The organism is Streptomyces sp. NPDC025833, from assembly GCF_055558055.1.
In genome coordinates this window covers 81,777-96,319 of record NZ_JBVHNF010000009.1, presented here as the reverse complement: position 1 = coordinate 96,319, position 14,543 = coordinate 81,777, and the positions used below count along the sequence as shown (strand labels likewise).

Annotated in this window: 16 protein-coding genes; 10 read left to right on the top strand and 6 right to left on the bottom strand. The window is 73.4% G+C overall.

All coding sequences use genetic code 11. The features are described 5' to 3' along the window. Positions 1–76 precede the first annotated feature (76 nt). Complete coding sequence (locus ACZ4K2_RS17500; RefSeq protein WP_467473658.1) at positions 77–1,531, top strand: catalase; 1,455 nt, start codon at positions 77–79, stop codon at positions 1,529–1,531. Positions 1,532–1,597: 66 nt separating this feature from the next. Here ACZ4K2_RS17500 and ACZ4K2_RS17495 read toward each other — a convergent pair whose 3' ends face one another. Together ACZ4K2_RS17495 and hisN are read right to left on the bottom strand one after the other, a co-directional pair. Continuing rightward, on the bottom strand, positions 1,598–1,993 hold the full coding sequence (locus ACZ4K2_RS17495; protein ID WP_467473655.1) for a CBS domain-containing protein: 396 nt from the start codon (positions 1,991–1,993) through the stop codon (positions 1,598–1,600). A 172-nt stretch (positions 1,994–2,165) separates the two neighbouring features. Then, entirely contained in the window at positions 2,166–3,002 is an 837-nt protein-coding gene (gene hisN, locus ACZ4K2_RS17490; protein ID WP_467473653.1) for a histidinol-phosphatase, read from the bottom strand. A 132-nt stretch (positions 3,003–3,134) separates the two neighbouring features. Here hisN and ACZ4K2_RS17485 point away from each other — a divergent pair, with 132 nt between their 5' ends. Beyond that, the gene (locus tag ACZ4K2_RS17485; protein ID WP_467473651.1) at positions 3,135–3,728 is read left to right on the top strand and encodes a TetR/AcrR family transcriptional regulator; all 594 of its coding nucleotides are present in this window, start codon (positions 3,135–3,137) and stop codon (positions 3,726–3,728) included. A gap of 19 nt (positions 3,729–3,747) precedes the next feature. On the opposite strand, the gene ACZ4K2_RS17480 is transcribed toward ACZ4K2_RS17485, so the two are convergent. The 4 genes from ACZ4K2_RS17480 to ACZ4K2_RS17465 all read right to left on the bottom strand — a co-directional run bounded on the left by ACZ4K2_RS17480 (position 3,748) and on the right by ACZ4K2_RS17465 (position 7,248). Next, on the bottom strand, positions 3,748–4,071 hold the full coding sequence (locus ACZ4K2_RS17480) for a DMT family transporter (protein WP_355071846.1): 324 nt from the start codon (positions 4,069–4,071) through the stop codon (positions 3,748–3,750). Positions 4,072–4,155: 84 nt separating this feature from the next. Further along, complete coding sequence (gene rsgA / locus ACZ4K2_RS17475; RefSeq protein ID WP_467473649.1) at positions 4,156–5,169, bottom strand: ribosome small subunit-dependent GTPase A; 1,014 nt, start codon at positions 5,167–5,169, stop codon at positions 4,156–4,158. A gap of 11 nt (positions 5,170–5,180) precedes the next feature. Next, positions 5,181–6,497: a 3-phosphoshikimate 1-carboxyvinyltransferase gene (gene aroA, locus ACZ4K2_RS17470; RefSeq protein WP_467473647.1), complete on the bottom strand. Its 1,317-nt coding sequence runs from the start codon at positions 6,495–6,497 to the stop codon at positions 5,181–5,183. Positions 6,498–6,525: 28 nt separating this feature from the next. Further along, the gene (locus ACZ4K2_RS17465; RefSeq protein ID WP_467473645.1) at positions 6,526–7,248 is read right to left on the bottom strand and encodes a M50 family metallopeptidase; all 723 of its coding nucleotides are present in this window, start codon (positions 7,246–7,248) and stop codon (positions 6,526–6,528) included. Positions 7,249–7,299: 51 nt separating this feature from the next. Between ACZ4K2_RS17465 and ACZ4K2_RS17460 the strand changes: the two genes are divergently transcribed. The 8 genes from ACZ4K2_RS17460 to def all read left to right on the top strand — a co-directional run bounded on the left by ACZ4K2_RS17460 (position 7,300) and on the right by def (position 14,536). Beyond that, entirely contained in the window at positions 7,300–8,115 is an 816-nt protein-coding gene (locus ACZ4K2_RS17460) for an SOS response-associated peptidase (RefSeq protein WP_467473643.1), read from the top strand. Position 8,116: 1 nt separating this feature from the next. Next, on the top strand, positions 8,117–8,746 hold the full coding sequence (locus tag ACZ4K2_RS17455; RefSeq protein WP_467473641.1) for an alpha/beta hydrolase family protein: 630 nt from the start codon (positions 8,117–8,119) through the stop codon (positions 8,744–8,746). 255 nt (positions 8,747–9,001) lie between these two features. After that, positions 9,002–9,697 (top strand): RNA polymerase sigma factor SigR, encoded by a 696-nt coding sequence (sigR, locus tag ACZ4K2_RS17450; RefSeq protein ID WP_467473639.1) that lies wholly within the window; start codon positions 9,002–9,004, stop codon positions 9,695–9,697. Next, positions 9,694–10,005, top strand: coding sequence for a mycothiol system anti-sigma-R factor (gene rsrA, locus ACZ4K2_RS17445; RefSeq protein WP_467473638.1), 312 nt, complete (start codon positions 9,694–9,696; stop codon positions 10,003–10,005). Before sigR ends, rsrA begins: the two co-directional genes overlap by 4 nt. Before the next feature lie 111 nt (positions 10,006–10,116). After that, entirely contained in the window at positions 10,117–11,433 is a 1,317-nt protein-coding gene (locus tag ACZ4K2_RS17440; protein ID WP_467473635.1) for an HD-GYP domain-containing protein, read from the top strand. Beyond that, positions 11,430–12,710, top strand: coding sequence for an HD-GYP domain-containing protein (locus ACZ4K2_RS17435; RefSeq protein ID WP_467473634.1), 1,281 nt, complete (start codon positions 11,430–11,432; stop codon positions 12,708–12,710). Before ACZ4K2_RS17440 ends, ACZ4K2_RS17435 begins: the two co-directional genes overlap by 4 nt. Before the next feature lie 100 nt (positions 12,711–12,810). Continuing rightward, a complete protein-coding gene (locus ACZ4K2_RS17430) occupies positions 12,811–13,812 on the top strand; it encodes a tetratricopeptide repeat protein (RefSeq protein WP_467473632.1) in 1,002 nt (333 codons plus the stop codon). A gap of 73 nt (positions 13,813–13,885) precedes the next feature. Continuing rightward, positions 13,886–14,536: a peptide deformylase gene (gene def, locus ACZ4K2_RS17425; RefSeq protein ID WP_467473630.1), complete on the top strand. Its 651-nt coding sequence runs from the start codon at positions 13,886–13,888 to the stop codon at positions 14,534–14,536. Positions 14,537–14,543: the final 7 nt, after the last annotated feature.

The following is a 14,543-nucleotide window of genomic DNA, read 5'->3' as shown; positions in this document are numbered from 1 at the left end:
GACAAAGTCCAGTGTAGGATCCGGACTGGCGTTGGCCACAGGACAGAACTAGTCAGCGATGACGCAGGAGGCGCACGTGACGCAGGGACCGCTCACCACGGAGGCCGGGGCGCCGGTCGCCGACAACCAGAACAGCGAGACGGCCGGCGTCGGAGGGCCGGTCCTCCTCCAGGACCAGCTCCTGCTGGAGAAGCTGGCCCACTTCAACCGGGAGCGCATCCCGGAGCGCGTCGTGCACGCCCGCGGCGCCGGCGCGTACGGCACCTTCACCGTGACCGCCGACGTCACGCCGTACACGCGCGCCGCCTTCCTCTCGCAGATCGGCAAGGAGACCGAGGTCTTCCTGCGCTTCTCGACGGTGGCCGGCAACCTCGGTGCGGCGGACGCCGTCCGCGACCCCCGCGGCTTCGCGCTGAAGTTCTACACCGAGGAGGGCAACTACGACCTCGTCGGCAACAACACCCCGGTCTTCTTCATCCGCGACGCGATCAAGTTCCCCGACTTCATCCACACCCAGAAGCGGGACCCGTACACCGGCAGCACCGAGGCCGACAACGTGTGGGACTTCTGGTCCCTGTCCCCGGAGTCGACCCACCAGGTGACCTGGCTCTTCGGTGACCGCGGCATCCCGGCGTCGTACCGCCACATGGACGGCTTCGGCTCGCACACCTTCCAGTGGAACAACGAGGCCGGCGAGGTCTACTGGGTCAAGTACCACTTCAAGACCGACCAGGGGATCAAGACCCTCACCGCCGGGGAGGCCGACGTCCTCGCCGGCCAGGACCCCGACTCGCACCAGCGCGACCTGCGCCAGGCGATCGAGCGGGGCGAGTTCCCGAGCTGGACCGTGGGCGTGCAGATCATGCCGGCCGCGGACGCCGCGACCTACCGCTTCAACCCGTTCGACCTGACCAAGGTGTGGCCGCACGCGGACTACCCGGTCGTCGAGATCGGCAGGCTGGAGCTGAACCGCAACCCGCGGAACGTCTTCGCCGAGGTCGAGCAGTCGATCTTCTCCCCGGCGCACTTCGTGCCCGGCATCGGCCCCTCGCCCGACAAGATGCTCCAGGGCCGCCTCTTCGCGTACGGCGACGCGCACCGCTACCGCGTCGGCGTCAACGCCGACCACCTGCCGGTGAACCGCCCGCACGCCGCCGAGGCGCGCACCAACTCCCGGGACGGCTTCCTCTACGACGGCCGGCACGGCGGTGCGAAGAACTACGAGCCCAACAGCTTCGGCGGGCCCCAGCAGACCGGCCGCCCGCTGTGGCAGCCGTTCGACGGCTTCACCGGCGGCACGGGCACCCACCCGACGCCGGCGCACGCCGAGGATGACGACTTCGTGCAGGCGGGCAACCTCTACCGGCTGATGTCGGAGGAGGAGAAGGAGCGCCTCGTCGGCAACCTGGCCGGTGCCCTCGCGCAGGTCTCGCGCGAGGAGATCGTCGAGCGCGCGATCGGCAACTTCCGCAACGCCGACGCCGACTTCGGCAAGCGGCTCGACGCGGCGGTGCAGGCGCTGCGCGGCTGAGCCGGCCGCCTTCGCGGCCGGGCGGGCCGGACCCACGGTGCTCTGGGTCCGGCCCGCTCCGCGTGATCAGGGCACCGGTGCGGGCGCCCGGGCCGGGACCCAGCGGCGGACGATGTCGCGGACCGAGACGATCCCGGCCACCTCGCCGCCGTCCAGCACGATCAGGTGCCGGAAGCCGCCGTGCGTCATGGCGCTCGCCGCCGCGTCCAGGGTCCAGGTCGGGGCGGCGAAGACCACGTCGGTGGTGGTGTGGGCGTGGGCGCGCTCCGTGTCCGGGTTCTGGCCCAGGCCGACGGAGACGAGGATGTCGCGTTCGGTGAGGATGCCGATCCCGCCGGCGTCCGGGTCGAGGATCACCGCGGCGCCGACGCGGCGGGCGGACATCAGGCCGGCCGCCTGCCGGAGGGTGTGGGCGGGACCGAGGGTGAGGATCACCGTGCTCATGGCGTCTCGGACGAGCATGGATGGACCACCTCCTGGGGACCCCCGCCTGTGCGGCACGGAGCCGGGAGGCACCTGTTCGTCAATGCACAAGTTCACAAGTGGGGGTGGGCCCAGATTGCCAGGTAAAGCGAGGGTCAACAAGAGGGCGCGTGACGCCTGTTGAGGGCGTGCCGGGAGCGCTTGCCGAAGCTCAGGCGCGCGGTTCGAGATACCCCAGCAGCTCGCCGTGCAGCAGGCCGTTGGACGCCGCCGCGTTGCCGCTGTGCGGGCCGGGGCGGCCGTCCAGACCGGTGAAGGTGCCGCCCGCCTCGGTGACGATGATCGCGTTGGCGGCCATGTCCCACAGGGACAGCTCCGGCTCGGCGCAGAGGTCCACGGAACCCTCCGCGACCATCATGTAGGGCCAGAAGTCGCCGTACGCGCGCGTGCGCCACACCTGGCGGCCGAGGTCCAGGAAGCCGTCCAGGCGGCCCTGCTCCTCCCAGCCGGAGAGCGAGGAGTACGCGAAGGAGGCGTCCGCGAGCGTGCCGACGGAGGAGACGTGGATGCGGTGCGCGGAGGTGAGGTTGCGGCCGGTGAAGGCGCCGTGGCCCTTCGCCGCCCACCAGCGGCGGCCGAGGGCGGGGGCGGAGACCAGGCCGACGACGGGCGCGAACCCCTCCCCGTTCCCGGTCTCCTCCGACCGGGGGGCCTTCTCGTCCTCCGCCTCCATCAGGGAGATGAGGGTGGCCCAGACGGGCACGCCGCGCACGTAGTTCTTGGTGCCGTCGATGGGGTCGATCACCCAGCGGCGCGGGCCCGTGCCCTGGACGCCGTACTCCTCGCCGAGGATCGCGTCCCGCGGGCGGGCGCGCTGGAGCTGGCCGCGGATGATGTCTTCCGCCGCCTTGTCCGCTTCGGTCACCGGAGTCATGTCCGGCTTCGTCTCCACCTTCAGGTCGAGCGCCTTGAAACGGGCCATGGTCGCGGCGTCGGCCGCGTCCGCGAGGACGTGGGCGAGACGGAGGTCGTCGAGGTAGTCCGGCATGGGGGGAACCGTATCCGGCGCGTGGGGGCGGGGGCCAACGGGGACCGCGCGAACGGCCGTCGCACACCCTTGACAGGGCACACGGGCGCGTCAAATCTGGGCGCAACGCCGCTGTGGCCCAGGGAGGCGAGGATGCCCGCTGCCCGGGAATCGTTGTTGGACGCCGCCTGGACGGCACTCGCGCACCGGCCGTGGTCCGCGGTCCGGATGGTCGACGTGGCCGCGTCGGCGGGGGTGTCCCGGCAGACCCTCTACAACGAGTTCGGCAGCAAGGAGGGGCTGGCCCGGGCGCTGGTACGCCGGGAGGCCGACGGCTACCTCGCCGGCGTCGACCGGGCCCTGGACGGCTCCGCGGAGGCACGGGACCGGCTCACCGCCGTCGCGGAGTGGACGGCCGCCACGGCCCGGGAGAACGCGCTGGTACGGGCCCTGCTCACCGGGTGCTGGACCGAGCGGCTGCCCGCCCCGCCGCCCGGCGCCGCCTCCGTGCCGGCACAGCGCCGGGACGGGGAGCCGCTGCCCACGCCCCACGACTTCGTGCGGCTCGTCCGGGACCGCGCCGTGACCGCGCTGGCCGGCCCCGGCGCCGCCGCGCACGACCCCGACGGCCTGCCGCGCTCCTGCGAACTCGTCGTCCGCGTCGCCCTGTCCTGCGCCGCGGCCCCGCCGCCGGAGGGCGCGCTGGCGGACTGGGTGCGGGCGGTGTTCCCCCACCGGCCGGCGTGAGCCGCCCGGACGGCATCCCCTAGTGCGCGGAGCCCGAGAGCTGGAGCCCGATCACGCCGACGATGACCAAGCTGATGGAGACGATCTTCAAGGTGGACACCAGGTCGCCGAGGAAGACCATGCCGTAGATGGCGGTGCCCGCCGCGCCGATCCCCGTCCACACGGCGTAGGCGGGGCCGACGTCCAGCTTCCTGAGGGAGAGGGTCAGCAGACCGAAGCTGCCCAGGGCGAACGACGCGAAGGCGACCGTCGGCCACAGGCGCGTGAACCCGTGCGAGAGTTTCAGACACACGGCGAAACCGGTCTCCAGAATCCCGGCCACTATGACCAGCAGCCACGCCATGTACGGTCCTCCCGTTGTTCCGGATCTCCGGGTCGGTGCGATTATGCACTTACCGGCACCGTGCCCGGTCAAACAACGCGAGGCTCAGTCGCCCTCCTTGCGCTCCCGCGTGGCCAGCAGCCGGCGCAGCGAGTACAGCCGCGCCGGGTCCGCGTGGCCCTCCGCCACCCACGCGTCCAGCGCGCAGTCCGGCTCGTCGTGGCCGCACGCGCGCGGGCAGAGCGCGGTGCCGGGTTCGAGGTCCGGGAAGGCGTGGATCACGCGGGACGGGTCGATGTGCGCGAGCCCGAAGGAGCGGACGCCCGGGGTGTCGACGACCCAGCCCTCGCCGGCCCCGCTCAGCGGCAGCGCCAGCGCCGAGGTCGTGGTGTGCCGGCCGCGCCCGGTCACCGCGTTGACGTGTCCCGTCAGCCGCCGGCGCTCCTCCGGCACGAGCGCGTTGACCAGGGTCGTCTTGCCGACGCCGGAGTGGCCCACGAACGCGGTGACCCTGCCGTCCAGGTGGGTGCGCACCCGCTCCGCCGCGTCCTCGTCGGCCAGTTCCTCCCGGCTGGTGACGACGTACGGGATGTCCAGGTCGCCGTACAGCTCCAGCAGCTTGTCCGGCGGGGCCAGGTCCGACTTGGTCATCACCAGCAGCGGTTCCAGACCGCCGTCGTAGGCCGCGACCAGGCAGCGGTCGATCAGCCGGGGCCGCGGCTCGGGGTCCGCGAGGGCCGTCACGATGGCCAGTTGGTCGGCGTTGGCGACGACCACCCGCTCGTACGGATCGTCGTCGTCGGCGGTCCGGCGCAGCACCGACGTCCGCTCCCCGATGCGCACGATCCGGGCGAGCGTGTCCTTCCGGCCGGACAGGTCGCCGACCAGGGCGACCCGGTCGCCGACCACGGCCGCCTTGCGGCCCAGCTCGCGGGCCTTCATCGCGACGACCGTGCGGTCGTCGACCAGGCAGGTCAGCCGCCCCCGGTCGACGGTGAGGACCATGCCCTCCGCCGCGTCCTCGTGCTTGGGGCGGATGTGGGTCCGCGGCCGGTTGCCCTTGCGGTTGGGACGGCTGCGGATGTCGTCCTCGTCGGTGTGCTTGCCGTAGCGGCGCATGCTGTACGTCCCTACTGCCCGAGCATCCCGGTCCACAGTCCGGGGAAGTCCGGCAGGGTCTTCGCCGTCGTGGCCACGTTCTCGATCCGCACTCCCTCGACCGCCAGGCCGATGACCGCGCCGGCGGTCGCCATGCGGTGGTCCTCGTAGGTGTGGAAGACCCCGCCGTGCAGCGCGCGCGGCCGGATGTGCAGGCCGTCGGCCGTCTCCGTGACGTCACCGCCCAGCTCGTTGATCTCCTTGGTGAGCGCGGCCAGCCGGTCCGTCTCGTGCAGCCGCAGGTGGGCCACGCCCCGCAGGGTGGACGGGGAGTCGGCGAGCGCGGCCACCGCCGCGACGCCCGGGGTCAGCTCGCCCACGTCACCCAGGTCCACGTCGATGCCGTGGACCGCACCCGAACCGGTGAACACCAGCCCGTACTCGGTGAGTTCGCAGGAACCGCCCATCTCGGTGAAGATCTCCCGCAGCCGGTCGCCGGGCTGGGTGGTGTGCGACGGCCAGTCCGGGATCAGCACCTTGCCGCCGGTGACCAGGGCCGCCGCCAGGAACGGCTGCGCGTTGGACAGGTCCGGTTCGATCGTCAGGTCCCGGCCGAGCAGCGCGCCCGGCGTCACCCGCCACACGTTCGGCTCGCCGCCCGACTCCGGGGTGTCCACCTGGGCGCCGACCGCGCGCAGCATGTCCACCGTCATCCGGATGTGCGGCAGCGAGGGCAGCGTGGCGCCGGTGTGGCGGACCTCGACGCCCTGGTTGAAGCGCGGCCCGGACAGCAGCAGCGCCGACACGAACTGCGACGAGGAGGAGGCGTCGACCGAGACCGGGCCGCCGTCCAGCGCGCCGCCGCCGTGCACGGTCAGCGGCAGCGTGCCCCGGCCGTCGTCGTCGATCCGGGCGCCGAGCGCCCGCAGCGCGTCGATCACACCGTCGAGGGGACGCTCGTAGGACCGCGGGTCGCCGTCGAACCGGACCGGGCCGTCGGCCAGCGCGGCCACCGGCGGCAGGAACCGCATCACGGTGCCCGCGTTGCCGACGTCGACCGTGGCCGGGCCGCGCAGGCCCGTGGGCAGCACCCGCCAGGCCTCACCGGTGCCGTCGGGGCCGATACCCTCCTCGATCTCCACGCCCAGGGCCCGCAGAGCGCCGGCCATCAGCAGCGTGTCGCGGGACCGCAGCGGGCGGCGCAGCCAGCCCGGCTCGGAGGCCAGGGCGGCGAGCACCAGGGCACGGTTGGTGACCGACTTGGACCCGGGCACGTGGACCGTCGCGTCGACGGCCCCGCTCGCGTGCGGGGCGGGCCAGAGGGCGGTGGAGGAGCTGTTCGGGGCCATGGGGCCACTGTATAAGCAGGGCCCGGGGTCAACCTTCCAGCAGCCAGCGGCCCCCGCCGATCAGCGAGCTCAGGGACACCGCGTGGAACAGGAAGAGCCACAGCCCCGCCGGCACGTGCGTCAGCCGCGACAGCTGGTCCGCGTCCGAGTCGCCGGCCTCTCCCCGCGACCGCTTGGCCTGGAGCTCGAACGACGGCCGGACCCCGCCGAGCAGCAGGAACCACACCACCGCGTACGCGAACGCCGCCTGCACCTCGGGCTCCGCCAGCCAGGACACCAGCAGGAAGGCACCGCCCGCGAGGACCACGGTGAGCACCCCGTAGGCGTTGCGGATCATCACCAGCATCGCCACCAGCAGGGCGGTGGCCGCCCAGAGCAGGACGGTGATGTGCCCGGCGCCCAGCAGCGCGGCCCCGCCGAGGCCCAGCAGCGAGGGGGCCGTGTACCCGGCGGCGGCCGTGAGGATCATGCCCAGGCCGTACGGCTTGCCCCGGCTGACCGTGAGCCCGCTGGTGTCGGAGTGCAGCCGGATACCGGTCAGCTGCCGGCCGGTGAGCAGGGCGACCAGTCCGTGGCCGCCCTCGTGCGCGATGGTGATCGCGTTGCGGGATATCCGCCACAGCGGATGCGGGACCACCACGACGAGCGCCGCGGCCGCGGTGGCCAGCACCACCCACAGGGCGGGGTCGGGCTGGGTGCCGGTGAGCCGGTCCCAGAGGTCGGGCAGCGCGGTGGCGGCGAGGCTGTCCATATCTCGCGGTGGCTCCCTGCAAGTAGTACGGAGTCTGGCAGTGTGGCACGTATGTGCGGACGGTATGCATCGAGTCGTGGACCCGGGGATCTCGCGGGCGTCTTCGGGATCGAGAGGTGGGAGCCGGAGGAGGCCCTGGCCCCCGACTACAACGTGGCCCCGACCAAGGAGGTCTACGCCGTCCTGGACCGCCCCCTGAAAGACGCGGACTCCCCGCGTCCGGTTCGCCAGCTCCGCAAGCTGCGGTGGGGCCTGGTCCCGTCCTGGTCCAAGACGCCCGAGGGCGGCGCCCGCATGATCAACGCGCGCGCGGAGACCGTGCACGAGAAGCCGTCCTACCGCCGGGCCTTCGCCGCCCGCCGCTGCGTCCTGCCCGCCGACGGATACTACGAGTGGGTCACCGGCGAGCAGGAGCGCGACCTGGAGGTCGAGGGCAGGCGCAAGCGACCGCGCAAGCAGCCGTACTTCGTGCGGCCCGCCGACGGCTCGGTGTTCGCGATGGCCGGCCTGTACGAGTTCTGGCGCGACCGGACCCTGCCCGACGACCACCCGCAGGCGTGGTGGGTCACCTGCACGGTGATCACCACCGAGGCGGAGCGGACCCCGCTGGCGGCCGCCCCCGACCCGGGCCCGCGCTCCCTCGCCGACATCCACCCCCGGATGCCGCTGATGCTCACCCCCGACCGCTGGGACGCCTGGCTCGACCCCTCCCGCACCGACCCCGGCGCGCTGCGCGACCTGCTCGACCCGCCCCCGGCCGGCCTGCTGCGCGCACACCCGGTCCCCACCGCCGTCAGCAACGTCCGCAACAACGGCCCGGAACTGCTGAAGGAGCTGGAGGCGCCGGAGGAGGGCACACTCTTCTGACGTGACTACCGAGACCGTCGACACGGATGCGGGGACCGCCCGGATCACCTGGCACAGCGCACAACGGGCCCGGCTGGTGCTGGCCCTCGGCCACGGGGCGGGCGGCGGCGTCGAGGCGCGCGACCTGCGGGCGCTCGCCGGGACGCTCCCCGGGCACGGCGTGACCGTCGCCCTCGTCGAGCAGCCCTGGCGGGTCGCCGGCAAGAAGGTCGCCCCCGCGCCGAAGACCCTGGACACCGGCTGGCGCGGGGTGTGGCCGGCGCTCGCACGCCCGGGCCTGCCGGTGATCGCGGGCGGCCGCAGCGCGGGCGCCCGCGTCGCCTGCCGCACGGCCGCCGCCCTGGGCGCCCGCGCGGTGCTCGCGCTCTCCTTCCCGCTGCACCCGCCGGGCCGGCCGGAGAAGTCCCGGGCCGGGGAGCTGCTGGAGACCGGCGTGCCCACCCTGGTCGTGCAGGGCGGCAACGACCCCTTCGGGCGGCCGGAGGAATTCCCGCCGGGCGGCCACATCCTGGTCGAGGTGCCGTACGGCGATCACGGTTTCGCCGTCCCCAAGCGCGCGGAGATCACCCAGGACCGGGCGCTGGAGATCGTCACCGGCGCGGTGCGGGAGTGGGTGGAGTCACTCGGCTGACCCGGGAATGCCGGGCGGCGGCCCGCTGTTGAGCCGATCAGAAGTGCTGAGGACCTCGGCACCGACGTCGTGGGAGAAGGAGTCCGCCGCATGGGTTCGACCATCTGCCCGAGCCGCCGCAGCACCACCGGGCTGGACTGGACGGTGCTGCACGCGGCCGGGACCGGCCCTATTCGAGGGGCGGCGGGCAGGGGTGGTGTTCTATCCTCCGAAACGAGTAGGGCCGGTTTCGGTCCTGCCCGGGATCTTGAGGAGGTGGGTCCGGTCACTGGGACCGACGCAGGGACCGACAACGGCCAGGCGGAGCAGCCCGAGGGCCGGGCCGTCAGCGCGGACACGTCCAGAGAGACGACCGCGGAGCGCAGCGCGCGCTTCGAACGGGACGCGCTGGAATTCCTCGACCAGATGTACTCGGCCGCGCTGCGCATGACGCGCAACCCGGCCGACGCCGAGGACCTGGTGCAGGAGACCTACGCCAAGGCGTACGCGTCCTTCCACCAGTTCCGCGAGGGCACCAACCTCAAGGCGTGGCTCTACCGGATCCTCACCAACACCTTCATCAACTCGTACCGCAAGAAGCAGCGCGAGCCCCAGCGCAGCGCGGCCGAGGAGATCGAGGACTGGCAGCTCGCGCGCGCCGAGTCGCACATGTCGACGGGGCTGCGCTCCGCCGAGTCGCAGGCGCTCGACCACCTGCCCGACTCGGACGTGAAGGAAGCGCTGCAGGCGATCCCCGAGGAGTTCCGCATCGCCGTCTACCTCGCGGACGTCGAGGGCTTTGCGTACAAGGAGATCGCGGACATCATGGGGACACCCATCGGTACGGTGATGTCCAGGCTGCACCGGGGCCGTCGTCAGCTGCGCGGCATGCTGGAGGACTACGCCCGTGAGCGCGGACTGGTCCCGGCGGGCGCCGGAGAGTCGAACGAAGCGAAAGGTTCGGGCTCATGAGCTGCGGAGAGCCGCACGAGACGGACTGCAGTGAGGTCCTCGACCATCTGTACGAGTTCCTCGACAGCGAGGTGCCGGACCTGGACCGCGACAAGTTCCAGCACCACTTCGAGGAATGCTCGCCGTGCCTGGAGAAGTACGGGCTGGAGCAGGCCGTGAAGAAGCTGGTGAAGCGGTGCTGCGGGCATGACGACGTGCCCGCCGACCTGCGGGCCAAGGTCATGGGGCGGATCGACCTGATCCGCTCCGGCCAGGCCGTCCCGGAGCACGACGTGACCGGGAGCCCGACCGCGCCGCAGGAGTCCTGACCCACCGCGTCACATCACCCGAACGTGCTAATCCTCAGGTCATAGGCACCGAACCCCCCGACAGCCGTCCTAGGCTCCCAGCCTGGACAGGCGGGGTCGGGGAGGTGCGTGATGGACGCGGTACCGGCGAGGGCACGCGGCTATGTGGCCGGTGTCGCCCTGCTGGCGTCCGCGCTCTTCCTGCGGGGCCTTCCGGACCTGCCGGCCGCCCCCGCCCCCTGGGCCGAGACGGCGGCGCTCGCCGCTCTCTACGCGGCCTGCGAGCAGATCCTGCACCGCCGCTTCGGCGGTCCCTTCCACCCCGTCCTGCTCGCCGCCGCGTTCCTGCTGCCGCCCGCGGCCGCCGCGCTCGTCCCGGTGCCCGCCGCCCTGCTCTCCCCGGTCGAGCGGGGACCGGCCCTCCCGCGGCGCGGGTGGCGGGCCGCGCAGCCCGCGCTCGCCGTCTGGGCCGCCGCCCGGGCGCACGGGGCGTTCGGCGGCCGGGACGCCGTCGCCGCCTGCGACTTCCGGTACGCGCTGCTCCCCGCGGGCGCGGCCGTCCTCGCCTTCTGCCTGGCGCTCACCGCGCTCGACGGCGGCCTGCGCGCGGCGCTCGGACCGGTGCCGCCGCGCCGGGCATGGCGCGGACTGACGGCCCGCTCCCTGCCCGCCGTCTCGGTGCACGGCCTCGCCGGGCTGATGATGGCCGTGCTGTGGCGCAGCCCGTACGGGCCCGTCTCCGCACTGCTCGTGCTGCTCCCGATGTGCGTGTCCTGGTGGGTGTTCGCCCAGTACCACCGCGAACGCGCGGCCCACCAGGCCACGATCCGCGCCCTCGTCCAGGCCGTCGACATCAAGGACGGCTACACCCGCGGCCACAGCGAACGCGTCGGGCGGGCGTCCGTGCTGATCGCCCGCGAACTCGGCATGGACGACGACCGCGTCGAGGTGCTGCGCTTCGCCGGCATCCTGCACGACGTGGGCAAACTGGGCGTGCCCACCCGGCTGCTGCGCAAGGACGGACCGCTCACCCCCGAGGAGCGGCGGATCATCGAACTGCACCCCGAGTACGGCCACGAGATGGTCCGCGGGATCTCCTTCCTCGGCGAGGCCCGCGCGGCCATCCTCCACCACCACGAGCGGCTCGACGGCACCGGCTACCCGTACGGCCTGGCGGGCGCCCGGATCCCCGAGTGCGCCCGGGTCGTGGCCGTCGCGGACGCCTTCGACGCCATGACCTCCACCCGCTCGTACAGCAGGGCCCGCCCGGTCGAGGCGGCCCTCGCCGAACTGGAGCGCTGCGCCGGGACGCACTTCGACCCCCGGATGGTCACCGCGCTCGTCCGCGCCCTGCGCCGCTGCGGCTGGCACCCGGCGGTCACCGCCGACGAACCGGCGTACGGCACCCCGCCCGCGGGCCCGGCCTCCCGCACCGGGGCGCCCCGATGACCGTCCTCCGGCTCATCCACGGCGCCGCCGCCCTGGTCGCGGCCGGCTGCCTCGCCGTGACCCTGTGGACCGGCCTGACCGACCGGGGCGACGCGCTGGCCTTCGGCGCGCTCGTCACCGTCGGCGAGCTGACCCGGTGGAGCGACACCCGGGCCCGCCAGGCAGCACCCCTGGGCGCGGCCGGCGCCCTGGCGTACGCCCTGCTGGGCGCCAATGCCGGACGGCCCTGCCACCATGACGCGGCCCAGGTCGTCACCGTCGTCCTCGTCGCCGCCCTGCTCGGCGCCGTCCCGCACATCTGGTCCGGGCGCGCCCCCGCCCTCGACCACCTGGCCCGCCGCGTCCTCACCGTCGGCTTCGCCGCCGTCTGCTTCCAACCCCTGTACGGCAGGGGCGTCTTCAGCGCCTGGAACGGCCCGGGTTACGCCCTGCTGCTGCTCACCCTGCTCGTCCTCACCTCCCTGTGCGGCGCGGTCCTGGCCGCGGCGCTGGCCCGCTGCCGCACCGGCCGGCCGTTCGGACCGCTGCTGCGCGAGGAGCTGCGCGGGCTGCTCGGCATCGGCTCCGCCGTCGTCGCGACCGGCGCGGTGATGGCGCTCGCGGTCGCCGTGGTCGGCCTGTGGGCGCTGCCCGTGTTCTGCCTGCCCCTGCTGCTCGTCCAGCTCTCCGTACGCCGGTACGCGGCCGTCCGGGCCACCTACCGGCAGACCATCGCCTCCCTCGCCCGGGCCACCGAGATCGCCGGCTGCACCCCGGCCGGCCACGCCCGGCGGGTGGCCGCGCTCAGCCTCGCCGTGGGCCGGGACCTCGGCCTGACCTCCCCGGAACTGACCGTCCTGGAGTACGCGGCGCTGATGCACGACATCGGGCAGCTCAGCCTGGTCGACCCGGTCCCGGCCGGCGCGACCGCCGCCCTGCCCGCGGCCGAGCAGCGGCGCATCGCCCTGCTCGGCGGGGCCGTCGTCCGGCAGACCGGGGTGGACCCGGCCGTCGCCGTCGTCGTGGAGCGGCAGGCCGACCCCTCCGCCGAGCAGCCGCTCCCCGCGCGGATCGTCCGGGCGGTGAACGCCTACGAGGAGAAGACCCGGGACGCCGGCCCCGAGGGCCCCCTCAGAGCACTGGAGGAGCTGCGCCTCGGCACCGCCGGGGACTACGCTCCGGAGGTTGTGGAGTCGCTCGCCCGGGTACTGGCCCAGCCCCGGGCGGTGCGGGAGGGCGGGTCCGAGAGACGAACGGAACTGTCTGATCCCGTGCCCGGCTGGGTAACCCATGGGTAATGAGCGCCTTTCCCACCGTACGTGGTTGGATGCGAGGGAGAGGGTGTCCGGGGGCACAAGCCAGCCCACTGTGCGGAACTGGAACTGGCAGGCGGGAATCGTGAGGATCTTCGGAAAGGGACGGCACCGGCCCTCCGCCTCCTGGCGGCAGGCCACGGACCGGGCGTTCACGCTCATCGGCGACGGCCGGTACGAGGACGCGGGCGAGCTGCTGACAAGAGCCGCCGACCTGGAGCCCTGGCTGTCGGAGTCCTGGTTCAACCTCGCCCTGCTGCACAAGTTCCGGCACGACTGGGAGCAGGCCCGCGCCGCCGGGCTGCGTGCGGTCGCGCTGCTCGACCGGGAGACCGGGGCGCCCGACTGGTGGAACGTGGGCATCGCCGCGACCGCCCTCCAGGACTGGCCGCTGGCCCGCCGCGCCTGGCAGGCGTACGGGCTGAAGACACCCGGGGGCAGCGCACGGCCCAGGGCCGGGGGAGCGGCCGCCGCCGAACCGCTCGGCATGGAGCTGGGCAGCGCGGCCGTACGGCTCTCCCCGGAGGGCGAGGCCGAGGTCGTCTGGGGCCGCCGGCTGGACCCGGCCCGGCTGGAGGTCCTGTCCATCCCGCTGCCGTCCTCCGGGCGGCGCTGGGGCGAGGTCGTGCTGCACGACGGCGTCCCGCACGGTGAGCGCACCACGTCCGCCGGGCACTCCTACCCGGTCTTCGACGAGATCGAGCTGTGGGCGCCGTCCCCCGTCCCCACCTGGGTGGTGCTGCTGGAGGCGGCCACCGAGGCGGACCGGGACGCGCTGGAGCAGCTCGCGGCCGACGCCGGTTTCGCCGCGGAGGACTGGTCGTCGTCGGTGCGGCTGCTGTGCCGCATGTGCTCCGAGTCGCGGATGCCGTCGGACGAGGGCGACGGTGTGCACCTCGACCCGCACGACCACAGCGAGCCGGGCCACCCCGGGCCGCTGGGGCACCGGACGGACGGGCAGCTCTGGGTGCCGGAGCGGGAGTGCGGGGTGGCCGCGCCGGCCGCCCTGGTGCGGGGGCTGCTGGACGGCTGGGTGGCCGACAGCCCGGACTCCCGCGACTGGCGGGACTTGGAAGAGGTTTGCTGAGCCACCGGTGAGCAGCCCCGTTTAGGCTGTACACGCAGAATTTTCCAGGCTTGCAGGAAGGCGTACGTCGGTCATGGCGCAGCAGGACACCGATCAGCAGCACGCGGGCGTGCTCCCCGTCGACGACGAGGGCTATGTCGTCGACACGGAGGACTGCGAGGAGCGCGAGAGCGCCTGGCGTGAGCGCGGCACCTCGCGGCCGATCACGGTCGTCGGCAACCCGGTGCTGCACAAGGAGTGCAAGGACGTCACCGAGTTCGGCGAGGAGCTGCGGCAGCTGGTCGCCGACATGTTCGCCAGCCAGCGCACCGCCGAGGGCGTGGGCCTGGCCGCCAACCAGATCGGCGTCGACCTGAAGGTCTTCGTCTACGACTGCCAGGACGACGAGGGCGCCCGGCACGTCGGCGTGGTGTGCAACCCGAAGCTGGTCGACCTGCCCGCCGAGCGGCGCCGGCTCGACGACAGCAACGAGGGCTGCCTGTCTGTGCCCACGGCGTACGCGGAGCTCGCGCGTCCCGACTACGCCGAGGTGACCGGCCAGGACGAGGAGGGCAACCCGATCAAGGTCCGGGGGACCGGCTACTTCGCGCGCTGCCTCCAGCACGAGACCGACCACCTCTACGGCTACCTGTACATCGACCGGCTGTCGAAGCGGGACCGCAAGGACGCGCTGCGGCAGATGGCCGAGAACGAGCCGCGCTACCCCGTGGTCGCCAACGACTGACCGGCGC